The organism is Isoptericola maris (assembly GCF_048065335.1).
Classification (GTDB): Bacteria; Actinomycetota; Actinomycetes; order Actinomycetales; family Cellulomonadaceae; genus Isoptericola; species Isoptericola rhizosphaerae.
The window spans coordinates 466068-487739 of record NZ_JBLUNY010000001.1; the positions used below are offsets into that span (position 1 = coordinate 466068).

The 21672-nt window shown below is 71.4% G+C and carries 23 protein-coding genes; 12 read left to right on the plus strand and 11 right to left on the minus strand.

Annotated elements, in window-relative coordinates:
* Positions 1-29 precede the first annotated feature (29 nt).
* Together ACH5HR_RS02315 and ACH5HR_RS02320 are read right to left on the minus strand one after the other, a co-directional pair.
* Positions 30-620, minus strand: coding sequence for a PIN domain-containing protein (locus tag ACH5HR_RS02315; protein WP_416476032.1), 591 nt, complete (start codon positions 618-620; stop codon positions 30-32).
* Positions 617-1000: a helix-turn-helix domain-containing protein gene (locus tag ACH5HR_RS02320; RefSeq protein ID WP_402371558.1), complete on the minus strand. Its 384-nt coding sequence runs from the start codon at positions 998-1000 to the stop codon at positions 617-619. The genes ACH5HR_RS02315 and ACH5HR_RS02320 overlap by 4 nt, the downstream gene beginning before the upstream one ends.
* Before the next feature lie 227 nt (positions 1001-1227).
* Here ACH5HR_RS02320 and ACH5HR_RS02325 point away from each other — a divergent pair, with 227 nt between their 5' ends.
* The 6 genes from ACH5HR_RS02325 to ACH5HR_RS02350 are packed head-to-tail and all read left to right on the plus strand — an operon-like array spanning position 1228 to position 6330.
* A complete protein-coding gene (locus ACH5HR_RS02325) occupies positions 1228-1953 on the plus strand; it encodes an HAD family hydrolase (protein WP_416476034.1) in 726 nt (241 codons plus the stop codon).
* Positions 1954-1960: 7 nt separating this feature from the next.
* Positions 1961-2971 carry a phosphate/phosphite/phosphonate ABC transporter substrate-binding protein gene (phnD, locus tag ACH5HR_RS02330; protein ID WP_416476035.1) on the plus strand — a complete coding sequence of 337 codons (1011 nt, stop codon included), beginning with the start codon at positions 1961-1963 and terminating at the stop codon, positions 2969-2971.
* Positions 2972-2989: 18 nt separating this feature from the next.
* Positions 2990-3814 carry a phosphonate ABC transporter ATP-binding protein gene (gene phnC, locus ACH5HR_RS02335; protein WP_416476037.1) on the plus strand — a complete coding sequence of 275 codons (825 nt, stop codon included), beginning with the start codon at positions 2990-2992 and terminating at the stop codon, positions 3812-3814.
* Complete coding sequence (gene phnE / locus ACH5HR_RS02340) at positions 3811-4635, plus strand: phosphonate ABC transporter, permease protein PhnE (protein WP_416476038.1); 825 nt, start codon at positions 3811-3813, stop codon at positions 4633-4635. The genes phnC and phnE (ACH5HR_RS02340) overlap by 4 nt, the downstream gene beginning before the upstream one ends.
* Positions 4632-5465 (plus strand): phosphonate ABC transporter, permease protein PhnE, encoded by an 834-nt coding sequence (phnE, locus tag ACH5HR_RS02345; RefSeq protein ID WP_416476039.1) that lies wholly within the window; start codon positions 4632-4634, stop codon positions 5463-5465. The genes phnE (ACH5HR_RS02340) and phnE (ACH5HR_RS02345) overlap by 4 nt, the downstream gene beginning before the upstream one ends.
* 4 nt (positions 5466-5469) lie before the next feature.
* Complete coding sequence (locus ACH5HR_RS02350) at positions 5470-6330, plus strand: MurR/RpiR family transcriptional regulator (RefSeq protein WP_416476040.1); 861 nt, start codon at positions 5470-5472, stop codon at positions 6328-6330.
* A gap of 57 nt (positions 6331-6387) precedes the next feature.
* On the opposite strand, the gene ACH5HR_RS02355 is transcribed toward ACH5HR_RS02350, so the two are convergent.
* Positions 6388-6789, minus strand: a complete 402-nt coding sequence (locus ACH5HR_RS02355) for a type II toxin-antitoxin system VapC family toxin (RefSeq protein ID WP_416476042.1) — start codon at positions 6787-6789, stop codon at positions 6388-6390.
* A gap of 4 nt (positions 6790-6793) precedes the next feature.
* Positions 6794-7066, minus strand: coding sequence for a type II toxin-antitoxin system Phd/YefM family antitoxin (locus tag ACH5HR_RS02360; RefSeq protein WP_402371548.1), 273 nt, complete (start codon positions 7064-7066; stop codon positions 6794-6796).
* A gap of 365 nt (positions 7067-7431) precedes the next feature.
* Here ACH5HR_RS02360 and ACH5HR_RS02365 point away from each other — a divergent pair, with 365 nt between their 5' ends.
* Together ACH5HR_RS02365 and arfB are read left to right on the plus strand one after the other, a co-directional pair.
* The gene (locus ACH5HR_RS02365) at positions 7432-7755 is read left to right on the plus strand and encodes an alpha/beta fold hydrolase (protein WP_402371546.1); all 324 of its coding nucleotides are present in this window, start codon (positions 7432-7434) and stop codon (positions 7753-7755) included.
* Positions 7756-7816: 61 nt separating this feature from the next.
* A complete protein-coding gene (gene arfB, locus ACH5HR_RS02370; RefSeq protein WP_416476044.1) occupies positions 7817-8263 on the plus strand; it encodes an alternative ribosome rescue aminoacyl-tRNA hydrolase ArfB in 447 nt (148 codons plus the stop codon).
* A gap of 12 nt (positions 8264-8275) precedes the next feature.
* On the opposite strand, the gene ACH5HR_RS02375 is transcribed toward arfB, so the two are convergent.
* The 3 genes from ACH5HR_RS02375 to ACH5HR_RS02385 all read right to left on the minus strand — a co-directional run bounded on the left by ACH5HR_RS02375 (position 8276) and on the right by ACH5HR_RS02385 (position 9720).
* On the minus strand, positions 8276-8617 hold the full coding sequence (locus ACH5HR_RS02375) for a type II toxin-antitoxin system PemK/MazF family toxin (protein WP_416476045.1): 342 nt from the start codon (positions 8615-8617) through the stop codon (positions 8276-8278).
* A complete protein-coding gene (locus ACH5HR_RS02380) occupies positions 8614-8862 on the minus strand; it encodes a ribbon-helix-helix protein, CopG family (RefSeq protein ID WP_416476047.1) in 249 nt (82 codons plus the stop codon). Before ACH5HR_RS02380 ends, ACH5HR_RS02375 begins: the two co-directional genes overlap by 4 nt.
* Positions 8863-9063: 201 nt before the next feature.
* On the minus strand, positions 9064-9720 hold the full coding sequence (locus ACH5HR_RS02385) for a DsbA family oxidoreductase (protein ID WP_416476048.1): 657 nt from the start codon (positions 9718-9720) through the stop codon (positions 9064-9066).
* Between the two features lie 84 nt (positions 9721-9804).
* Here ACH5HR_RS02385 and ACH5HR_RS02390 point away from each other — a divergent pair, with 84 nt between their 5' ends.
* On the plus strand, positions 9805-10842 hold the full coding sequence (locus tag ACH5HR_RS02390) for a LacI family DNA-binding transcriptional regulator (RefSeq protein ID WP_416476049.1): 1038 nt from the start codon (positions 9805-9807) through the stop codon (positions 10840-10842).
* Positions 10843-10915: 73 nt separating this feature from the next.
* Here ACH5HR_RS02390 and ACH5HR_RS02395 read toward each other — a convergent pair whose 3' ends face one another.
* Together ACH5HR_RS02395 and ACH5HR_RS02400 are read right to left on the minus strand one after the other, a co-directional pair.
* Positions 10916-13084 (minus strand): alpha/beta hydrolase, encoded by a 2169-nt coding sequence (locus ACH5HR_RS02395; protein ID WP_416476050.1) that lies wholly within the window; start codon positions 13082-13084, stop codon positions 10916-10918.
* Positions 13085-13376: 292 nt separating this feature from the next.
* Positions 13377-15341 (minus strand): right-handed parallel beta-helix repeat-containing protein, encoded by a 1965-nt coding sequence (locus ACH5HR_RS02400; protein WP_416476052.1) that lies wholly within the window; start codon positions 15339-15341, stop codon positions 13377-13379.
* A gap of 202 nt (positions 15342-15543) precedes the next feature.
* Here ACH5HR_RS02400 and ACH5HR_RS02405 point away from each other — a divergent pair, with 202 nt between their 5' ends.
* Genes ACH5HR_RS02405 through ACH5HR_RS02415 form a run of 3 tightly spaced genes read left to right on the plus strand, consistent with a single transcriptional unit; the run spans position 15544 to position 19629 of the window.
* Positions 15544-17259, plus strand: coding sequence for an IlvD/Edd family dehydratase (locus ACH5HR_RS02405; RefSeq protein ID WP_402371533.1), 1716 nt, complete (start codon positions 15544-15546; stop codon positions 17257-17259).
* Positions 17246-18157 (plus strand): fumarylacetoacetate hydrolase family protein, encoded by a 912-nt coding sequence (locus ACH5HR_RS02410; RefSeq protein ID WP_416476053.1) that lies wholly within the window; start codon positions 17246-17248, stop codon positions 18155-18157. The genes ACH5HR_RS02405 and ACH5HR_RS02410 overlap by 14 nt, the downstream gene beginning before the upstream one ends.
* On the plus strand, positions 18154-19629 hold the full coding sequence (locus ACH5HR_RS02415) for an aldehyde dehydrogenase (NADP(+)) (protein WP_416476054.1): 1476 nt from the start codon (positions 18154-18156) through the stop codon (positions 19627-19629). Before ACH5HR_RS02410 ends, ACH5HR_RS02415 begins: the two co-directional genes overlap by 4 nt.
* A 14-nt stretch (positions 19630-19643) precedes the next feature.
* Here ACH5HR_RS02415 and ACH5HR_RS02420 read toward each other — a convergent pair whose 3' ends face one another.
* Positions 19644-20495: an SMP-30/gluconolactonase/LRE family protein gene (locus tag ACH5HR_RS02420; RefSeq protein WP_416476056.1), complete on the minus strand. Its 852-nt coding sequence runs from the start codon at positions 20493-20495 to the stop codon at positions 19644-19646.
* Positions 20496-20581: 86 nt separating this feature from the next.
* Positions 20582-21616 carry a LacI family DNA-binding transcriptional regulator gene (locus tag ACH5HR_RS02425; RefSeq protein WP_416476058.1) on the minus strand — a complete coding sequence of 345 codons (1035 nt, stop codon included), beginning with the start codon at positions 21614-21616 and terminating at the stop codon, positions 20582-20584.
* Positions 21617-21672 lie beyond the last annotated feature (56 nt).

Here is a 21672-nt window from a genome sequence, read left to right on the forward strand (position 1 = left end):
AGGCGGCGCCGCGACGTTGGACGGCCGTGTCAGACCTGATCGGCGTCCAGCAGGGCGACCATCGCGTCTGCGGCCTGGGGCGCACCGGCCCGGCGGAGCGCTGCCACAGTCGATGAGTCGGTCGCTCCTGGGAGCCTCGTCACCGAGACACGATGCACGGCGAGCATCTCCGTAGGGCACGACCGGATGAGCCCGACAAGCAGTTCGTCGGGGTGCTGGACCACGAATCCGTACTGGTCCACGATCGTCTCCGGAAAATCCTTGAGGTTGCTCGTGCACAGGACATCTGCTCCGGACTCGACGGCCGCAGCCAGCACGTGGCGATCGCCCTCGTCCGGAAGTTCTGCCCCAGCGACTCGCTCGAGGGTCTCGTCGACGACCTGTGTGAGCGCATAGGGGAAGTGGGTGTTCATGAGCCTGACAAGCAGCGCGCCCGAGTCAGGAGTGAACCCTTCGATGTTCGCCTGGAGATGCTCGGTCATCTCGTCGAGAATCGACTGGCTCCAGGCGATGGAGATGAGTTGCCGGGTGGCGGCGTAGAGCAGATAGTCCCGCAGAACCCGCGAGTAGAGGACGTTCGCGTCACTGAGGACGACCCGCGCCGGGACGGGGTCCTTCACTCGGTCAGACCCAGCTCGTTCTGGAGGTCGGCAAGCTCGGCCATCCCCTGCTCCATCCGAGCACGCTCGGCGGCCCGGAACCGGTGAATCGCGGAGAGTGGGATCCGGTGGTGCGAACCGACCTTTCGGTACGGCAGCACGCCATCGTCCATGAGCCGACGCACCCGCGGGCGAGACATCCCGAGCAGATCGGCAGCACGGGCCGGGGCGATCTCCTCATCAGGTTCGTCGGTGGCCGTCTTGTCGATGTGCATCCGCGCGTCGATCACGCCGGCGAGGTATTGGATCGTCGACAGGTGAAGGCGAACCTCCTGCTCGGGGGCGCCCCGCTGGATCGCGTCGTGCAGCGCAGCCGAATCACGGGCGAGGGTGTCGCTCATCTCCAACCTCCATCATCTGCAGCAAGTGATTCAACTGTACGACGCCACGTCGAGTCACGCGAGGACCCGTCGTCGACTCCCTCTGCGCTACCGAGGCGCACGGTTCCTGCACTACCGATCTCGCATTCGGAGACAACAGCCGACATCCACCGTTCACCTCCTCATGACCGTGCCGTTCACACAGTCTTTCTACTGTGAACGCATCGTCCACAGCATGAGGAGCCCGCGTGACCCCGACCATCCTGTTCGACTTCGACGGCACCCTCGCTGTCGGTGACGGCCCCGTGCTCGCGTTCGCCCGGCAGGTCGCCGAGCATGCCTGGCCCGGGTATTTCGAGCGGGTCATGGCCACGTTGCGCGACCACGACGCCGGAACGGCCACACAGTTCCGCGATGGCTACGACGTCGTCGGCACCCTGGCCCGCCAGGACGGCGTCGACCCCGCCGCGCTGCAGCGGGCCTACCTGGCCAGCCGCAGGCTCCTCGGCACGCCCGAGGCGCCCGTCGACGCGGCCCCAGGGCTCACAGAGCTCCTCACCGCACTACCCCGCACCACCCTCGTCGTCCTCGCCACCAACGCCCCCGGCGTCGGCGTCGAGCGCCTGCTCACCACGTGGGGCGTCCGCGAGCGCTTCGCCGACCTGCACTACGAGGTCGGCAAGCCGGTCGGCCTGACGCCCATCGTCCAAGCCGCACTCGCAGACGGCCCGGTGCTCGCCGTCGGAGACATCGTCGAGAACGACCTGGCACCCGCCGCGGCGCTCGGTGCGGCGACAGCGCTGGTCGGCCCTGCGGCCGCCACACCGCCCACCGCCGTGACGATGCATGCGCGGACGCTCGACGCCCTCGCGCCCGCCATCACGGCATGGGCTCGCACAGCAACCACCTCAGCCACCCCGACGACCCACCGAGCATCCGTGCCGTCCGGCACGGCCGACTCCTTCGAAAGGTAGCCCTCCCATGCGCACGTCCCTGCTCGCTCCCGGCGCCGCCGCGGCGCTCGTCCTCGCGCTCGCCGGTTGCGCCGGTGCCGATGCCGCCGGCAGCGCCGACGACGGCGGCACCGAGTGGCCCGAGTCCATCACCATGTCGTTGGTGCCGTCGGTCGAGGGTGAGAACCTCGCCGAGGCGCTCGACCCGCTGACCACGTACCTCTCCGAGGGTCTCGGCGTCGAGGTGGAGGGTGTCGTCGCGAACGACTACACCGCCACGGTCGAGGCGCTCGGCGCCGACCAGTCGCAGGTGATCATCACCGACGCCGGGTCGCTGTACCAGGCGACCGAGCGCTACGGCGCCGAGCTGATCCTGCGCGACGTCCGCTTCGGCGCCACGTCCTACGCCGCCGTCGCCTACACGAACGACCCGGACACCTACTGCGAAGACGAGCCGATGCTCGCCACCTACGAGGCGAGCGGCATCGAGCTGTCCTACTGCAACGGCCTGGAGGAGGCCGGTGCCGCGGCGATCGGTCAGGGCCCGGCCGCCGCCGCGACCTTCGGCGACCTGGCCGGCGCGAAGGTCGCACTGCAGGCCGCCACCTCCCCCGCGGGCTACCAGTACCCCGTGGTGCTCATGCGGGAGGCCGGTCTCGACACCGACGCCGACATCACCCAGGTGCCCGTCGAGGGCAACAACAACGCCGTGCTCGCCGTCGCGAACGGTGACGCCGAGGTCGGCTTCGCCTACTGGGACGCCCGCACCACCGTGGTCGAAGAGGTCCCCGACATCGCCGACAAGGCCGTGGCCTTCGCCTACACCGAGATGATCCCCAACGGGGGCGTCGCCGTCACCGACAGCCTGCCCGACGACCTCGTCGCCGAGCTCACCACGCTGATGGACGACTACGCCGACTCCTCCCCCGAGGCCGCCGACGTCATGTTCGAGCTCGTCGGCCTGTCCGACTGGACGGCCGAGACCGCCGACGACGAGATCGCCCGCTACGGCGAGGTCCTCGAGCAGTTCGCCGGCTGACCAGGAGCACCCCCACCCATGACTCTCGACACCCGAGCGGAGGCCGGGCCCACCCCGGCCTCCGCCGCGTGGCCGATCCGCCTCGACGGCGTCTCGGTCACCTACCCCAACGGCACGGCCGCCCTGCGCGACGTCTCCCTGACCATCGAGGCCGGTGAGATGGTCTCGGTGGTCGGTCTGTCCGGCTCCGGCAAGTCGACGCTGATCCGCACGCTCAACGGGCTCGTGCCCGTCACGAGCGGCACCGTGACCGTCGGCCCGCACACCGTCACCGGCCTGTCCGGCCGCCGTCTGCGGCAGGTGCGCGGGCACGTCGGTATGATCTTCCAGGGCTTCAACCTCGCCACGCGCGTCGACGTCTACCGCAACACGCTGGTCGGCCGCTTCGCGCAGGCGGGCGCCCTGCGCGGGTTCCTCGGCGTCCCGACCGCGCACGACCGCGACGTCACCCTCGCGGCCCTGGACATGGTCGGCATGCTCGACAAGGTCTGGACGCGCGCCGGGTCCCTGTCCGGCGGGCAGCAGCAGCGCGTCGCCATCGCGCGGGCGCTGTCCCAGGAGCCGAGCATCATGCTCGCCGACGAGCCCGTCGCCAGCCTCGACCCGCCCACCGCGCACGCCGTGATGGGAGAGCTGGAGCGTATCAACGCCGACCACCACCTCACGGTGCTGGTCAACCTGCACCTCATGGACCTCGCCCGGCAGTACACGCGCCGCATGATCGGCCTGCGCGGCGGCGAGGTCGTCTACGATGGCCCCGCCGCCGAGGCCACCGAGGCCGACTTCGAGCAGATCTACGGCCGTCGCATCCGTCCGCAGGACCGCCTCGGGGGCCGCACATGACCCCGGGCACGACGGCGGAGCCCGCCACCCGCTCCGAGCTCCCGCCCCGGCCGCGCACCTGGCCGCGCCGCACGCTCATCGTCTCGGCGCTGGCGGCGTTCACCGTGGCGACCTGCCTGCCCGCGATCGGCGGCGTCGAGATCGACCTGGGCGCCATCGCCCAGAACTGGCGCCGCGGGGCCGCCAACCTCTCCGCGCTGCTGCAGCCGAACTGGGCGTTCGTCCCGCGCACCGTCCAGCCGATGCTGGAGACGTTGCAGATGGCGTTCGTCGGCGCTGCGATCGCCGCCGCGCTGTCCGTGCCGCTCACCCTCTGGGCGGCGCGCCCCACCAACCCGCACACCCCGACCCGCCTGGCGGTGCGGGCCGTGATCAACGTGATCCGCGCCGTGCCCGACCTCGTCTGGGCGACCATCCTCGTCGCCATGGTCGGCGTCGGCGCGCTGCCCGGCCTGCTCACCCTCGTGCTGTTCGATGTCGGGATCGTCGTCAAGCTCGTCTCCGAGGCGATCGACTCCGCCGACCACCCGTACCTCGAGGCGGCCCGCGCCGGCGGCGCCACCCAGCACCAGATGAACCGCGGCCTCGCGCTGCCCCAGAACCTCCCGCTGTTCGCCAACCAGTGGCTCTACGCGCTCGAGCTGAACGTCCGTATCTCGGCGATCCTCGGCATCGTCGGCGCGGGAGGCATCGGCCGGCTCCTCGACGAACGGTTCGGCTTCTTCGCCTACGGCGACGTCTCGGTGATCATCCTCGAGATCCTCGTCGTGGTGCTGATCATCGAAGCCGCGTCCCACCTGCTGCGTCGGAGGCTCGCATGAGCGACACCCTGGAGCGCCGGACCCACACCACCACGGCGAGCCCCGCCGTCGTGCTGCCCCCGCGCCCGTCGCGCCTCGCCCAGACCGCCGCGACCGCCGTCGTCGGCCTGGTACTCCTCGTGTCCGTCACCACCCTGGACGTCGAGTGGACCGACCTGCGCGGCCTGCCCGCCGCCGTCGGGGAGTACGGCGTGCTGATGTTCGCCGACCCCGACTGGTCGCGCCTGCCACGCGCCCTGTTCGAGATGTGGCGCTCGATCTCCATGGCCTGGCTCGGCGCGATGCTCTGCGTGGTCGTGTCGATCCCGCTCGGCATGCTCGCCGCCGACGGCGTCGGCCCCACCTGGCTGCGCCTCGCCCTGCGCGGCGTCTTCGCCGTCATCCGCGCCGTGCCCGAGGTGATCATCGCCCTCGTGCTGCTCACCGTCACCGGGCTGACCCCGTTCACCGGAGCGCTGGCGCTGGGCATCGCCGGGATCGGCACGCAGGGCAAGTGGACCTACGAGACGATCGAGACGCTGCGCGACGGCGCCGCGGACGCCGTGCGGGCAGCCGGCGGCGGACGGACCGCCGTCGTCCGCTGGGCGCTGTGGCCGGCCGCCCTTCCGGCGCTGCTGTCGTTCGCGCTCTACCGGTTCGAGATCAACATCCGCATGTCCGCCGTGCTCGGCATCGTCGGCGCGGGCGGGATCGGGAGCATGCTCGCGAACTACACGAACTATCGTGCGTGGGACACCGTCGGCATGCTGCTGATCGTCGTGGTCGTCACGACGATGGCCGTCGACGCCGTCTCGGGCGCGCTGCGCCGCCGCATCATGGAAGGGCCCTGACACCGTGACCTGGACCGGATCCACCGATGCTCCCCCGACGGTGCGCATCAGCGCCCTGTTGCCCTCGATGCACCCCGGCGAGCGCCGCGTCGCCGAGGCCGTCGCCGCCGACCTCGGTGCCGCCGTCGAACGCTCCGCCCAGCAGGTGGCCGACGTCGTCGGCGTGGGCCGTGCGACCGTCGTCCGCGCCGCGCAGACCCTTGGCTACGAGGGCTACCCGCAGCTACGTGTCGCGGCAGCCCGCGAGCTCGCACTGCGCACGACGGCGGATGCCCCGGCCGACGGCACCATGCTCGGTGTGCTGCGCAAGTCCGTCGCCCGGTTCGCCGCCCGCCTCGGCCACACCGTCTCGGGCCTCACCGAGGAGGTGCTGCAGGACTTCGTCGCCGCGCTCGACGACGCCGGGCGCGTGCTCGTCGTCGCCAACGGCCTCTCCTCGCCGCTCGGCCTCGACCTCGTGCTGCGCCTGACGTCGGCGGGCCGGCCCGCGGAGCTGCTGCAGGACGCGCTCGCGCAACGGATCGCAGCACGCCAGCTCGGCCCCGATGCCGTCTGCCTCGTCGTCTCCGGGTCCGGCACCAACGACGCCACGCTCGCCGTCATGCGCGCGGCGCACGACGGCGGCACCCCGGTCCTGGCGATCACCTCGTTCGCGCAGTCCCCCGTCGCCCAGCTCGCCGACACGGTGCTCGTCGTCCCGCCGGTCAACGACTCGTTCCGCGACGAGCTGATGCACACGTCCCGAGCCGCGCTGATGCTGGTGACCGAGGCGCTCGTCGAGGCACTCGTCATCCGGCGCGGCGACCGCGGCCGCGACGCCCGAGCCGCCGCGCTGGGCGAGCTCGGCTCGACGATCCAGGAGTAGTCGGCGGGGTCCGCAAGGTGGCTGCAGGACGTGGGTGGGTCGAGCGTCGACGCTCTGCTACTCGGCGGGATCGACGACGGTCAGCCCCAGGCCGACGGCGACCTCCTGCATGCGGAGGTCGTGCGTCACCACGGTGATGCCGTCGGAGGCGAGCAACGTGGCCGTCCCCAGATGAATAGCGTCCAGCGAGCGAAGATGCTGCCCGGTGCTGATCGTCGAGGCGGCGCGCACGACGTCGTCGTCGATGTCGATCAGCCACAGCGCCGACAGCACCGGCACGCTCAGTGCCAGCGAGAACCGTTCGCGCTGGAGGACGCGAGACATCTCCACCTGCAGGAGCTTGGACGAGTAGATCTCCTCACCCGCGTTCCGCGCGGCCGTCCACCAGGCGCGCACGGCCGCGCTGCCCGGGTCATCCAGGATCATGCGGAGCGCGATCGACGAGTCGATGTACGCCACCACGTCAGTGGTCGCCCTTCGACTCGTCGATGAGCTGGTCCAGCGAGAGCCCAGACCTGGCCGCGACGAGGTCAGGAAGCGGCGTATCAGGTGCCGACGGCGGCGTGATCCGACCTTCGGCCTTCTTGCGCTCCAGCCACGTCGCCTGATCCGTGGCGGGCACGAGGCGTGCCACCACACGCCCGTGCATCGAGATCTCCAGCTGCTCACCCTCCTGCACCTCACGGAGCACCCGGGAGGTCTGCTGGTTGAGCTCCGTGATGCTGATCACTCGCATGAGTCCAGCGTCCCACAAAGTAGAAGATCCTTCTACTAGTCGTTCCACGCTACCGATCGCACGGTTCCTGCGCTACCGATCTCCCCCCAGTCTGACGCCGTGACCTGCACCGGATCCACCGAAGCGCCCCCGACGGCGCATCAGCCCGCGGCCGCGAGGCCCAGGCCGTCGCGCTGGGCGAGCTCGGCTCCACGATCCAGGAATGACGAGCTGCCTGGAAGCTGCCGATCAGCCGTCTTCTCCAGGCACGAGCCCGAGGTAGCGCGACACGGCTTCCTCGATCTCGGCGATGCTCGCGGGGTCGAGATAGTCGATAGGGTCGCCCCGCCCTGCCCGAGGCACTGCTCGCGCCGTCGTTGGCGTCGTTGCTCGAACGGTCCGGGCTGCCCGCGCCCGCCGCCGCCCGCTACGCCGAGCACATGCGCCAGGAGGGCGCCCTACGGGCCGCACTGAACTGGTACCGCGCGCTGCCCCTGGGCGGCAGGCCCGTCGGCAGGTCCCGTGTTCCCCCCACGTACGTGGGGGGCAACCGCGATGTCGCCCTGGGTCGTCGCGCCGCCGAGGACACCGAGCAGTACGTCCGCGCGCCGTACCGGTTCGTCGAGCTCGATGCGGAGCACTGGCTGCCGGAGCTCGCACCCGACGACGTGGCGGACGCGTTGGTCGACCGCGCAGCGACGACAGGCTGACCGGCAGGACGGACCCGCCAAACGTCGTGACGGCGGGCGACGTCCGAGGCACCATGGAGCCATGCCCCCGCCGACTCGTGACGGAATCGTCGTCAGCCCTGCCCTGACCATCCCCCGGGGCGAGCTGACCGAGCGGTTCTCGCGCTCCTCCGGTCCCGGCGGGCAGGGCGTGAACACGACCGACTCCCGCGTCGAGCTGTCCTGGGACGTCAGCCGCTCGGCGGTGCTGAGCGACGTCCAGCGCGAGCGGCTCGTCGCGCGGACGGGTCATCGTCTGGTCGACGGCGTCCTCACGGTAGCGGCGTCCGAGCACCGCGAGCAACGGCGCAACAGAGAAGCAGCCGCGCACCGCCTGGCAGCGCTCGTCGCCGACGCCGTCGCCCCTCCTGGCCCGCAGCGTCGCGCCACCCGGCGCACCCGCGGGTCCCAGGAGCGGCGACTGACCACCAAGAAGCAGCGCTCCACGACGAAGCGGCTCCGCTCGTCCCGGCCGTCGCGCGACGACTGACCGAATCAGCGCCTACAGATCCACGACGCGACGCAGCCCGGTATCGACGGCACGGAGTAGGTTGTCAGGAAGCACCGCACCCGTCGGGTCGACAACGCTCCGGTCGACCGTCGTCGGCTGCGAGACATTCACCACGGAGTCCTTCGGCAGCCCCGCGGCGGCTGCCGGCACGAATACGTTGCCAGGATGGCGCGCCAACGCCGTGTTCGATCTCATGGGGAGTACGACGACCGTCGCGATCAGCGACGCGTTGTACTGGTCGGACTGAACGACAACGGCGGGCCTCCTCTTGACCGGAGCGCTTCCCCGCGTCTCACCGAAGTCGATCCAGCACACTTCTCCGCGCTGGATCACCACTCGTCCATGCCCTCGACCAGTCGGGCGTTGGCAGCCTGCCGCCACTCGGCGGCTTCATCGCCAGGCTGCCCGACATCGTCGATCGCGGCATCGATCTGCCTCGTCAGGTCGGCTTCGCTGAGCTCGTCCGCATAGCGCTCCGCGGCACGTCGGTAGAACTCCGACCGTGTCATGCCGTGTCGACGGGCAACATCGTCGAAGCGTCCCGCTGCGTGGTCCGGGAGACTGATCGCTGTCTTCATGGCTCCAGGGTATAACTTCTTCTACCCCGCGGCGATACCCCAGCGCCATCAACGCCGGCTTGGTGCACAGACCGTTCGCGAGCGCCGTCGGCGTCCTCAGGCGTGGGCTGACCGGAGCCCGGGACCTCGCAGACGCCGGTCACCGGGTCGCACGCCACGGCGTCGTCGGCCCCGACGAACGCCAGCGGCTGCACGTCGGACTCAGGCATCGACGTGCTCCCATGCCTGGACGATCGCCTGACCGTAGGCCTCGGTCGGCACGGCCCCGGGGATGCCGATCCGGCGTCCGAGCACGGTGAAGGGCACGCCGCGAGCGCCCAGCGCGATCGCCTCCTGGTGCTCGGCACGCACCGCGTCGGCGTACCGGTCGGTGGCGAGGACGTCGCGGATCTCGGACTCGGGGATGCCGATCCCGGTGCCGAGCCGGACCAGGGTGTCATGGGCGAACGCCCCGTCCTCACCACCGAAGAGCGCGGCCTGCATCGCCGTCATGTACTGCCAGCCGACCCCGTGCTCGTTGCCGAGGTGTACCAGACGCAGCAGGTCCAGGGTGTTCTGGACGGGGTGGTTCGGTGCGTAGGCGAGCCCCTCGGCCCGCGCGAGCTCGGCGACCTGCGCCTCCATCTGCTCGGCCTGCTCGACGGGCAACCCCTTCTTGGCCGAGAGATAGTCGACGACGGGCGTCGGCGTCGCCGGGAAGTCGGGGTCGAGCTGGAAGGTGCGGATCCGCACGTCGATGCGGTCGGCGTGCGGCGAGTCCTTGATCGCGGCCTCGAGCCGCGCGTCGCCGATGTAGCACCAGGGGCACAGGACGTCGGACCAGACCTCGATCTCGAGGCGGGTGTCAGGAGAAGTCACGGCCAGTACAACTCCCGTGCGCGCGGATCATTCCGGGTGACGCCTGTGACGCTAGAGTACGCAGACCGAAGAGGGAGGCCAGCCGTGGGTTCGACGATCCGTGACGTCGCGAGCGCCGCAGGCGTCTCGCTCAAGACGGTCTCGAACGTGCTGCACGACCACCCGCACGTGCGCCCCTCGACGCGCGAGCGGGTGCTCCAGGCGATCGACGACGTCGGGTACCGGCCGAACCTCTCGGCGCGCGGGCTCCGCTCCGGCCGTACCGGAGTCATCGGTCTGGCCGTGCCGGCGCTGCGCGAGAACTACTTCGCGGAGCTGGCCGACGCGGTGATCCGCTCCGCGGCGCAGCGCGGCGTCAGCGTCCTGGTGGAGCAGACGGGCGGCGACCGCGAGGCGGAGCTCCTCGCCGTCGCGGGCACGTCCAGGCCGCACTTCATCGACGGGCTGCTGTTCAACCCGATCAGCCTCGGTCAGTCGGACGCGAGCACGCTCGACACGAACATCCCGGTGGTGCTGCTGGGTGAGCGGATCTTCGACGGGCCGACGGACCATGTCACGATGCACAACGTCAGCTCGGCGCGCGCGGCGGTGGAGCACCTCATCGGCATCGGCCGCCGCCGTATCGCCGTCGTCGGGGCAGATCCCGACGCCGAACGCGCCGGGGACCTCAGCTCCGCGACCCTGCGCTCCCGCGGGTACCGCCAGGCGCTGGAGAACGCCGGCCTGTCCGTCGATCCGCAACTGGTCCGGCCCGCCGAGCACTGGAGCCGGGCGGCCGGCGCGGCCGCGACCAGGGCGCTGCTCGACGAGCGCATCGCCTTCGACGCCGTCTTCGCCCTGAACGACACGCTCGGCCTCGGGGCCATCCGCACGCTCGGCGCGTCCGGTGTGTCGATACCGCAGGACGTCGCCGTGATCGGCTTCGACAACATCGAGGAGTCGCAGTACTCCACGCCGTCGATGACGACGGTCGACGCGGGGCGGGAGCAGATCGCGGACCAGGCCGTCGCCCTCCTGCTCGACCGCATCGGTCCGAGCCGGAGCACCGCGCCACCGCAGACGGTCAAGCCCGAGTTCCGGATCGTGCCACGGGAGTCGACCGGGTTCTCGGCCCCCGACTGACGCTCCAGCCCACGCGCGGTGCGGCCGGTGGGACGAACCCTCCGACCGCACCGCGCGTGCGAGCCCGTTGCGCTCAGTCGCCGCTGACCGTGAACAGTCGCGGCAGGAAGTCGATGACCGACTTCTGCCAGACGTCCCAGCTGTGCGGCCCCGGGATGATCGGCGCGAACTCATGGTTCACGCCGCGGCTCTCCATGGCGGACACCAGCTGCAGCGTCGCGCCGTAGGTGAAGTCCTGGACATCGCCCGAGTACACCCGCAGCAGCCGGGTGCCCTCGTTGATGGCCTCGACGTCCGCGTCGGCCGGCGGACCACCGAACGCCGACATGGCGCCGATGTAGCCGAACTCGCCGGGGTGCGCCCACAGGGTGCTGAGCGTGTGGCCCGAGCCCATGGACAGGCCCGCGAGCGCCCGCTGGTCGCTCTCGGAGCTGACGTGGTACTGCTCCTCGGCGGCCGGCGCGATGCGCGTGGTCATCTCCGTGGGGAAGTCCACGCCGTTCCCGTCGGCCATGACGACCACCATCGGCACGATGGTGCCCTGCAGGTAGTGGTTGTCGAGGATCCGGTCGATGTAGCCCACCTCGAGCCAGTCGGTCCAGGTCTGCCCGCCGCCGTGCTGCAGGTAGAACACCGGGTAGGCCTCGGCGCGGTCCGGGTCGTAGTCCGGCGGCGTCCACACGTACGCGGAGCGCTCCTGCCCGCCGCCGGCGGTGCTGGCGTAGCTCATCACGCTGACCTCACCGCGCGCCTCGGCCGGCACCTCGGCCGTGTACCGACCACGCAGGTTGTCGCCCCCGACGGCGAAGGTGCTCCACGTCGGCTCGGAGAACACGCTCGTGGGGTTCACCTCGTCCTTGTGGTCGACGCCGTCGACGACGAACTTGTAGTAGTAGGAGCCGCCGTCGACGGCGAGCGACAGGCGCCACGACCCGTCGTCCTGCTGCACCATGGGGGTACGCGGCCAGCTGCCGGACGGCCCGAAGTTGCCCCAGACGGTGACGTTGTTCGCGTCGGCGAACTCGGGGCCCATCTCGAAGGTGACGACGCCGTTGTCGTCGATCCACGGCGTCGGGGTCGTCCCCGGGGCCGGCAGCTCGTGCTCGACGAACGGCAGGTGGCCCTCGCTCGGGCCCTCGTCCTCGACGTCCTGGAAGAGCCGCTGCGCGAAGTCGTGCAGGTTCTTCTGGTACGTGTCCCACGTGCCACCGGTCTCGGGATCGGACCCGTCGGACTGGAAGTCGACGCCCGCGCCGGTCAGGGTCTCGGCCAGCGCCACCGTGTCGTCGTACCCGGGGTCGGTGACGTTGCCCGCGTAGAGACGGACCATCTCGGTCGACCTGTTGATCTGCTTGACCTTGCCGCGGTGCAGCCGCTTGTCCAGGCCGCCCGAGAACGAGCCCACGTAGGCGAAGTCGCGCGGCTTGTGGACGAGCGCCTGCAGCGCCTGCTCCGCGCCGCGGCCGATCCCGGCGATCGCGCGCTCCGAGCCGTCCTTCGACACGTTGAGCTCACGCTCGGCCGTGCGGAAGAGGTCCCGGGGCACGCCGTGATGCCCGACGGCGTCACCGTCTCCCATGACGACGACCATCGGCTCGGCATCGCCGTCGAGCGTCAGGTTGTCCATGATCTGGCCCAGGCGGCCGAGCTCCGCCCACTCGCGGTGGCTCTGCCCTTCGTCCTGCACCAGGTACAGCACCGGGTAGGGCTCCGCACGGTCCTCGTCGTAGCCGGGCGGCGTCCACACGAGCGCCTCGCCGTCGCGCTTCGGCCCCTTGCCGTCGAGCGGTGCGAGCTCACCGCCGTCGTCCACGTCGGCGAGCCACTCCGCCCCCGGACCGGGGACGAACAGCGTGCTGTACGTGGGCTGCGACGTCACCTCCTGCGGGGCGTCGGGGTTGCGGAACGCGACCGCGTCCTGGTCGGCCGCGGGACGCACGGCGTACTGGTAGTAGTACAGGCCGGGCTCGAGAGGTCCGTGCGTCGCGGTGAGGTCCGACCCGCTGGCCCCCATGTTGAGATCGGTCCATGCCTTGCCGGGGCCGAAGTTTCCTTGCACGGCGACGAGACCGTCCTCGATGCCGGTCGCCTCGGCCACGGCCTCCGAGGGCACCGTGAACTGGTAGACGTCCGAGATCGGGTTGTCCGGCACCTCGCTGACCCAGGGGTCCTCGCTCACCGCGTCCGCCGCGGCAGGCTGGGCGGCCATCATCGCGGACGCCCCCATGCCGGCCGCGGCCACGATCGCGAGTGCTCTTCGCCCTCGCCGGTTCGGCAGGGCAGCGGCCCCCGCGTGAGATTCCATCACCATCGACTTGCCTCTCGTTAGCAGCTCGATTCCGTCGGACACGAGGACCGGCAGCAGTGCCGTGCCCCGCCAGAGGGATCCACGACAGGGAGGAAAGCTGGTTACAACGTCGTAATCCCGCTACGCACAGAATGAGGGCACGTCACAGGCGTGTCAAGAGATGGCGGACGCCCCCCGGCCTGTGCCGGGGGGCGTCCGGTTCGAAGATACGTCGGGGACTACCGGATCACCAGACGCGGGTCCGACCGGCTCCGGCGGGCAGCGTCGCCAGCGGACCGGCCGGGTAGGTCTGCCCAGCCTCCCGCGGGGCGCCGAGGAGGTCGGTGCCGATGACGACCGGCGACCCGTCGGGCTCCTCGAAGTCCGCGTCGGCGACCCTCGCCCGCGGCAGGTCGGCGCCCGTCACAGGACCGCTCCACCCGGTGGTCACCAGCTCGGGGAGGTCCGTCTCGAGGTAGACCTCGTCACCCTCGTCGACGACGGCGAACCGCACCGGGGCGTCGAGCACGACGGCGTCCCGCTCGGCCTCGTAGGAGCGGGCACCGTTGGCATAGACGTTGTGCTGGATGTACGCGGCCTGGCGCACGCCGAGGAACCGCGAGTGGTCCCCCACGGTCTCGTTGACCGCGACCAGGTACCCCTCGAAGTCGCGCGGGCAGCCGTCGTACCCCGCCGTGCCGTAGGAGCTCACGCCGTAGCCGTCGCTCCCGGGACGGTACGCCGCACCCAGGTCTCCACCGAGGAACACGTTGCCGATGTAGCGGTCGTCTCCCCCGTCGATGATGGCGAACCCGGCCACCTGGGTGCTGTGCGGGCGGTGGTACGGCGTGGCACGGTCGAGCACCGCCTCCAGCCGCACGGCGCCGGCGACGAGGTTGTTCACGATCGCGCCGCCCTGGCTGAAGACCTCCAGCGCGACCTCCGAGGCGAGGACGTTGTTGTCCACCACGTACGGACCGTGACTGACCTCGACGAACAGGTCACGGGTGTTCGCGTAGAAAACGTTGCGGGACACGCGCGTCCCCTGGGTCTGCCAGTCGAGCCAGGTGCCCAGGGTGCAGTCGTGGATGCGGTTGTGCACGATCTGCACGTCGATCGCGGCATGCAGCTTGATGCCGCCGATCTCGTACCCGTAGAACTCCCGCTTGGTCCCGATGTGGTGGATGTGGTTGTCCTCGATCCGCGAGAACACCGCACCGAGGTGCCCGACGACGCCGTTCTGCCCGCAGTCGAAGATCGTGTTGCGGCGCACCAGGTGGGAGCCGACGTGCTCGCGGTCCCACCCGATCTGCCGGGCGGAGAACACGGACTCGAGCTGGTACTGGTAGCCGGGCTTGTCGCCACGGTGGAACGAGAAGTTGTGACCGGTCGAGGCCTCCTTGCCGAGCGAGATCGCCGAGCACTTCGCATCGTGGATGACGTTGTCCTCGATGATCCAGCCCTTGGCCCAGCCGGGACCGACCAGACCCGGCTGGTCGGCCGTCGGCGGCGCCCACGGCGTCGCCGCCTGAGCGAGCTCGAACCCACGCACGGTGATGTAGTCGAGGTGATGGTCGGTCGGGTAGAACACCGACCGGCGCACGTTGACCTCCACGAGGTGGGCGTGGGGGTCGGCGCCCTGGAAGTTGGCCCACACGGTGGTCACGTCCGGGCCGACCTCGGCGTACCAGACGTAGCGCGTCTGCTCGGGGTCGTCGATGACCTGGGCCGTCCCCGTCCAGCCGTCGATGTTCTCGGTGCGCCGGGGCGGGTCCGCGACCGCGGCGCGATCCTGCACCTCGTAGAAGCTGCGCCCGTCGAGGTACACGTCCCCGAGGTGCGTGGTGCCGCCTCCGGCCGGCGGCACCAGCCAGTCGCCCTCCATGACCTCGGCGAACGGGTTGAAGTCGCCGAACACGGCGTTCGGCACCTCGGCCCGCCAGACGGTGCCGTGCTCCTGGGTCCAGCTCGTCACCGGCTCCGACCCCTTGATCACCACATGTTCGCCCGGGGCGGCCTCGTAGGTGATGCGACGGGCGTCGCTGAGGCCGCCACGAGCGGGCTTGACCCATTCACGGTACTCACCGACGTGCACGCGGACGGTGTCGCCCGGTCCGGCCAAGGCTGCGGCGCGGTTGATCGTGCGCAGCGGAGCGGTCTCGCTCCCCGCCGCTTCGTCCGATCCGGTGGTGGCGACGTGGTAGATGGTCATGAGGCTTCCCTTCGGGCGACGATGCCTGAGGTCGGGCGGTCTGAGCGAAACCTTTTCGCTCAACCTTTCGGCGCACGTCAGGCTAGGCATCCGGCGCGCGCCCCGGCAACCCTTGACACTCCCCGCCGCGATTCCTACGCTGACGCGGGAAAACGTTCGCCAACAGCGCAGAAACGTTTCGTCGACAAGGGAGTCCGAGAAATTGACCACGCTTCGCAGCAGCGAGTGGTACGGGGGCGACGACCGCAACGCCTACCTGCACCGCGCATGGATGCGCCGCGGCGTCCCCTCCGCCGCCTTCGACGGTCGGCCGCAGATCGCCGTCGCCAACACCGCATCGGACCTCACGCCCTGCAACGCGCACCTCGACGAGGTCGCGCAGTCGGTGAAGAACGGCGTCTACGAGGCGGGCGGGATCCCGCTGAACCTTCCCGTCATGTCGCTCGGTGAGACCCTCGTCCGGCCCACGGCCATGCTCTGGCGCAACATGGCCGCCATGGCCATGGAGGAGATGTTCCGCGCCAACCCCGTCGACGGCCTGGTGCTGCTCGGCGGGTGCGACAAGACCATCCCCGCGCTGCTCATGGCCGCGGCCTCGGTGGACCTTCCCGCCGTCGTCGTCCCGGGCGGACCGATGCTCAACGGCACCTTCCGCGGCGAGCTGCTCGGGTGCGGGACCGGCGTGTGGAAGCTGAGCGAGGAGGTCCGGGCGGGTCGCCTCGACCAGGAGACGTTCCTGCGCTCCGAGTCCTCGATGATCCGCAGCCGCGGGCACTGCAACACGATGGGGACGGCCTCCACCATGGCTGTCATGGCCGAGGCGCTCGGCATGACGATCCCCGGGCTGGCCGGCACCCCCGCCGCGGACAGCCGCCTGCTGGAGTCGGCGCACGCCTCCGGCCGGCTCGCCGTCGAGCAGGTGTCGGCGGGACGCACGATCAGCCAGGTCATCACGCGCGGCTCGTTCCTCAACGCGATCGTGGCCCTCGCCGCCGTCGGCGGCTCGACCAACGCCGTCGTGCACCTCCTGGCGATCGCCGGACGGCTCGGCATCGGCCTCACGCTCGACGACTTCGACCGCGTCGGCGCCGACGTGCCGCTCCTGGTGAACCTGCAGCCCGCGGGCACCCACCTCATGGAGGACCTGTTCCGCGCCGGTGGTCTGCTCGCGGTCCTGGACCAGGTGGCCGACCTGCTCGACGACGAGCCGATCACCGTGACCGGCCGCCCGCTCGCCGGCTACCTCGGCAGCAACGACGTGTGGGACGCCGACGTCATCGCTCCGCGCTCCGAGCCCCTCGCACCCGACGCCGGCATCGCCGTCCTGCGCGGCAACCTGGCCACGGACGGCGCCATCATCAAGCCGGCCGCAGCCACCCCGGACCTCCTGGTGCACCAGGGCCGCGCCGTCGTCTTCGACTCGATCGAGGACTTCCACGCGCGCATCGACGACCCCGACCTCGACGTCGACCCGACGTCCGTCCTGGTGCTGCGCGGCTGCGGACCGAAGGGCTACCCGGGCATGCCCGAGGTGGCCAACCTGCCGCTGCCGCCGAAGATCCTCGCCCAGGGCGTGCGCGACATGGTGCGCATCTGCGACGGGCGGATGAGCGGCACCGCGTACGGCACCGTCGTGCTGCACGTCGCCCCGGAGGCGGCGGCCGGCGGCAACCTCGCACTCGTCCAGGACGGTGACGAGATCCTCCTCGACGTGCCGGCGCGCCGGCTCGAGCTCCTCGTCCCCGACGACGAGCTCCGCTCACGTCGAGTCCCGGCGGCCACGGCCGACGGGTTCGCCGCGCCCGACCGCGGCTGGGAAAGGCTGTACGTGGACCACGTGCAGCAGGCAGACACCGGCGCGGACCTCGACTTCCTCGTCGGCTCGAGCGGTGCGGAGGTAGCACGTGAGTCCCACTGACGCTCCCCCGGCGCAGGACGCCGGGACGCCAGGAGCCATCGTCCGGGTCGCGGGGGCCGACCGGCCACGATGGGCCGTCCGGGCCGACGACGGCGGGCTGCGCGGTCTGGGCACCTCGCTCGCCGCGCTGCTCGGCCTGCCGCTCGACGAGGCCCGGCACGTGGTGGCCGCGGCCCTCGCCGACGGCCCTGCGGTCGACGCCGGTGGCGACCTGCTGCCACCGGTCGACGAGCAGGAGGTCTGGGCTGCCGGGGTCACCTACCGGCGCAGCCGGGACGGGCGCACCGAGGAGTCGACCGACCCCTCGATCTACGACCGCGTGTACACCGCGGAGCGGCCCGAGCTGTTCTTCAAGTCGACGGCAGCACGCGTGGTGACCGACGGCGACGACGTCGGCATCCGGGTGGACTCCGGCTGGGACGTGCCGGAACCGGAGCTGGGGCTGGTCGTGAACCGGTCCGGGGCCGTGTTCGGGTACGTGGTCGGCAACGACATGAGCAGCCGCTCGATCGAGGGCGACAACCCGCTGTACCTCCCCCAGGCCAAGGTCTACAGCCGCTCGTGCGCGCTCGGGGCCGAGATCGTCCCCGTCTGGACCGCTTCGGCCGGCCCCTGGCCCGTCCGGGTCACCATCGAGCGCGACGGCGGCACGGCGTTCTCCGGGACCACGTCGACGAGCGAGCTCGCCCGTGATCTCGACGACCTCGCGGAGTGGCTCGTGCTCGCCCTGGACCTCCCGGCCGGCGCCGTCCTGCTCACCGGCACCGGCATCGTCCCCGGCGCCGACTTCACCCTCGCTGCGGGCGACGTCGTCCGGATCGAGATCGACGGGATCGGAACCCTGACCAACAGCGTCGTCGTGGTAGGACGCCGCCTGCACGCCGAGGAGTCGCGATGAACCAGCCGAACGCACCCGCACCCACGTCGGACGCCGACTACGAGCAGGTCGTGTCCACCGCCGCGGCAGCAGCGGCGCCCGTCGCCGCCGCGACCCCCGCCGACCGGGCCGGGTGGCTCGAGGCCGTCGCCGCCGCGCTCGCCGACGCGGCTGACGAGCTCGTCGAGATCGCCCAGGACGAGACCCGGCTCCCCGAGCCGCGGCTACGTGGCGAGCTGGTGCGCACGACGTTCCAGCTCGGCCTCTTCGCCGACGTCCTGCGCGAGGGGTCCTACCTCGGCGTGCGCGTCGACCACGCCGACCCCGAGTGGGGCATGGGCCCCCGGCCCGACCTGCGCCGCATGCAGCGCCCGCTCGGCCCGGTCGCGGTCTGGGCCGCCAGCAACTTCCCGTTCGCGTTCTCCGTGGCCGGCGGTGACACCGCGTCGGCGCTGGCCGCCGGGTGCCCCGTCGTCGTCAAGGCGCACCCGGGACACCTGCGCCTCTCGCAGCGCACGGCACAGGTCGTGACGAACGCCCTGCACCAGGCTGGCGCCCCCGACGGGACCTTCGCGCTCGTCGTCGGCACCGACAACGGGCGGCTGCTCGTCACCGACCCCCGGATCAAGGCCGGCGCCTTCACCGGGTCGCTGGCCGGCGGCCGGGCCCTGTTCGACCTCGCGGCCGCCCGACCCGAGCCCATCCCGTTCTTCGGAGAGCTCGGCAGCGTGAACCCGGTCTTCGTGACACCCGGCGCCGCCGCCGAGCGGTCGCAGGACGTCGCCGAAGGGTTCCTCGGGTCCGTGACGCTCGGTGTGGGCCAGTTCTGCACCAAGCCGGGACTCGTCTTCGTCCCGTCCGGTTCCGGACTGGTGGACCGCCTCGCCGAGGGCGCCGCCGGGCTGCCGGGCGCCCCCATGCTGAACGACCGCATCCGGGAGGGGTTCGCCACGGCGGTGGGTGAGCTCGCCGCACGACCCGAGGTCACGGTGCTCGCGGGCAGCGCCGAGGTGGCGGAGGAGCCCTCGCTGGCGCTCTTCACCACCACCTACGACCAGCACGCCCGGGCCCGCGAACAGCTCGAGGTCGAGTGCTTCGGCCCGGCCGCCCTCATCGTCTACTACGACGACCCGGCACAGCTCCTCGAGGCCGCGGCCGCGATCGAGGGCCAGCTCACCGCCACGGTCCAGGGCACCGAGGCGGAGGCGGGTGTCGTCGGCCCGCTGCTGGACGTCCTCGCCGACCGAGCGGGGCGCGTGCTGTGGAACGGCTGGCCCACCGGGGTGTCGGTGACCCACGCGATGGAGCACGGCGGCCCCTACCCGGCGACCACGGCCGCGTCGACGACGTCGGTCGGGACGGCCGCCGTCGAGCGGTTCCTGCGGCCGGTGAGCTACCAGTCGGTGCCCGACGACCTGCTGCCGCCGCCGTTGCAGGAGGCGAACCCGTGGGGCGTACCGCGGCGCGTCGACGGCGTCCTGCAGATCCCCTGACCGGAGGCCGGCGCTCAGCCGGCGTACGCGTGCTGCACCGCTCCCGCCACGCCGGCGTCGATCGCGAAGACGGCGCCGGCCAGCGGTTCCGCGGCCTCGGTGACACCGATCCGGGACGAGGTGACGAACAGCGTCCGGCCGTCCGGCCCACCGAAGGTGCACGCCGTCGTCCGGCTCACGGGGAGCTCGACGACCTCGGTGAGCGCGCCGTCCGCGTCGTACCGGTGCACCCGCCCGCCCTCCCACAGGGCGATCCAGATGCCGCCCTCGGCGTCGACGGCCATGCCGTCCGGCTTCCCGGCGTCGTCCGGCACGACGGCGAACGGGCGGCGGCCGGAGAACGCGCCCGTGCCGGGGTCGACGTCGAACACGTCGACCCGACCGGTCGGTGTGTCGTTGTAGTACGCCAGGGAGCCGTCAGCGCTCCACTGCAGCCCGTTCGAGATCGTCACGCCGTCCAGGACGGTGGTCACCGTCCGGTCGGTGTCCAGGCGGTACAGGCTCCCCGCACCGGGGGCCACGTCGTACGCCATGGTGCCGCAGTAGAACCGCCCCTGGGGGTCGCAGCCGCCGTCGTTCATGCGCGCCGACGCATCGCCGAGCACGGTGATCTGGTCCGTCACCGACAGGTCGTCGTCGGCGAGCGCGAACCCGCGCTCGAGCGCGAGGACGTATCCACCTCCCGCACGTGCCCGGACGACGGCCGCCACGTCCCCGACGTGGGAGCGGACGGGGGCGCCCGTCCCGTCGAGCCGGACGACGTCGCCCGCGAGCATGTCGACCACGAGCAGGCTCCTGCGGACGTCGTCCCAGAACGGCCCTTCGCCGTGGAAGGTGCACGGCGCACCGATCGGTTCTGCCCGCATCGCATCCACCCTTCGTCGACGACCTCGGCAACGTAGCGAGGATCGATAGATGTCGTCAAGGTTTCAGCGACGGAGGCGAAATGTTTCTACGACGGGACCTGCTGCGCCGGCGGACCGGCGGTGCTCGACCGCACGATCAGGCGCGTCGCCAGCTCGATCCGCTCGGGCGTGGTCTCCCGGCGCATCCGCAGCACGAGACGCGTGGCCGCGTCCGCCATCTCCGTGAGCTGTGCCCGCACCGTGGTCAGCGGCGGGCCCGCCCACGCGGCGGGCCGGATGTCGTCGAACCCGACCACGGACAGCTCCTCCGGGATCGCGACACCCCGCTCCCGGGCCGCCTCGTAGACGCCGAACGCCTGCAGGTCGCTCCCCGCGAAGATCGCCGTGGGACGCCGCTCCCCGCCGAGCAGCTCACGCCCCCGCTCCAGGCCGTCCTCGTGATGGAAGTCGCCAGAGACGACGAACCCGTCAGGGACGCTCAGCCCTGCCGCGTCCATCGCGGCCCGGAAGCCGGACAGCCGCGCGGTCGAGCACAACATGTCGTCAGGACCCGTGATGATCGCGATGTCGGTGTGCCCGAGCTCGACGAGGTGGCGGGTGGCCATGAACCCGCCCGACCAGTTCGCGGTGCCGACCGACGCCACGTCGGCCGCCGGGTCGCCCGCCGGGTCGATGACGACGAACGGGATGTCTCGCGTGCCCAGCATCCGACGGTCCTCCCGGGACAGGTCGGAGAACATGAGGATCACCCCCGCCGGCTGGCGCGCCAGCACGCCCGACACCCACTCCGGCCCGGGTGAGTGCCGGTCGCCGGTCTCCGTGAGCAGGACGCTCATGCCGACCTCGCGGGCCACCCGCTCCGCGCCGATGATCATCTCCAGCGCCCAACTGCTGTCGATGCGGCTGAAGACGAGCTCGATGAACTGGGCCGACGGCTGCACCTGGTTGCGGCGGCTGTACCCGTGCGCCTGGAGCGCGCTCTCGACGCGCTCACGAGTCGCCAGCGACACGCCGGCACGGCCGTTGAGCACCTTCGAGACCGTCGAGATCGACACGGCGGTCTCGGCTGCCACGCGGGAGAGCGTCGGACGTGCGGCGCCGTCAGCGGAGGAGGTCGGCATGCCCCCAGGGTAGCCAGTCGGAGCGCAACGTTTCGCGGTGCCGTGCCGGGCGGCCG

Excerpts from the sequence above, each read along its gene's own strand:
- ACH5HR_RS02320 (WP_402371558.1), bottom strand. The coding sequence starts at position 1,000 with ATGAGCGACACCCTCGCCCGTGATTCGGCTGCGCTGCACGACGCGATC.
- phnD (WP_416476035.1), top strand. The coding sequence starts at position 1,961 with ATGCGCACGTCCCTGCTCGCTCCCGGCGCCGCCGCGGCGCTCGTCCTC.
- phnC (WP_416476037.1), top strand. The coding sequence starts at position 2,990 with ATGACTCTCGACACCCGAGCGGAGGCCGGGCCCACCCCGGCCTCCGCC.
- phnE (WP_416476038.1), top strand. The coding sequence starts at position 3,811 with ATGACCCCGGGCACGACGGCGGAGCCCGCCACCCGCTCCGAGCTCCCG.
- phnE (WP_416476039.1), top strand. The coding sequence starts at position 4,632 with ATGAGCGACACCCTGGAGCGCCGGACCCACACCACCACGGCGAGCCCC.
- ACH5HR_RS02360 (WP_402371548.1), bottom strand. The coding sequence starts at position 7,066 with ATGCGAGTGATCAGCATCACGGAGCTCAACCAGCAGACCTCCCGGGTG.
- arfB (WP_416476044.1), top strand. The coding sequence starts at position 7,817 with ATGCCCCCGCCGACTCGTGACGGAATCGTCGTCAGCCCTGCCCTGACC.
- ACH5HR_RS02380 (WP_416476047.1), bottom strand. The coding sequence starts at position 8,862 with ATGAAGACAGCGATCAGTCTCCCGGACCACGCAGCGGGACGCTTCGAC.
- ACH5HR_RS02400 (WP_416476052.1), bottom strand. The coding sequence starts at position 15,341 with ATGACCATCTACCACGTCGCCACCACCGGATCGGACGAAGCGGCGGGG.
- ACH5HR_RS02415 (WP_416476054.1), top strand. The coding sequence starts at position 18,154 with ATGAACCAGCCGAACGCACCCGCACCCACGTCGGACGCCGACTACGAG.
- ACH5HR_RS02420 (WP_416476056.1), bottom strand. The coding sequence starts at position 20,495 with ATGCGGGCAGAACCGATCGGTGCGCCGTGCACCTTCCACGGCGAAGGG.
- ACH5HR_RS02425 (WP_416476058.1), bottom strand. The coding sequence starts at position 21,616 with ATGCCGACCTCCTCCGCTGACGGCGCCGCACGTCCGACGCTCTCCCGC.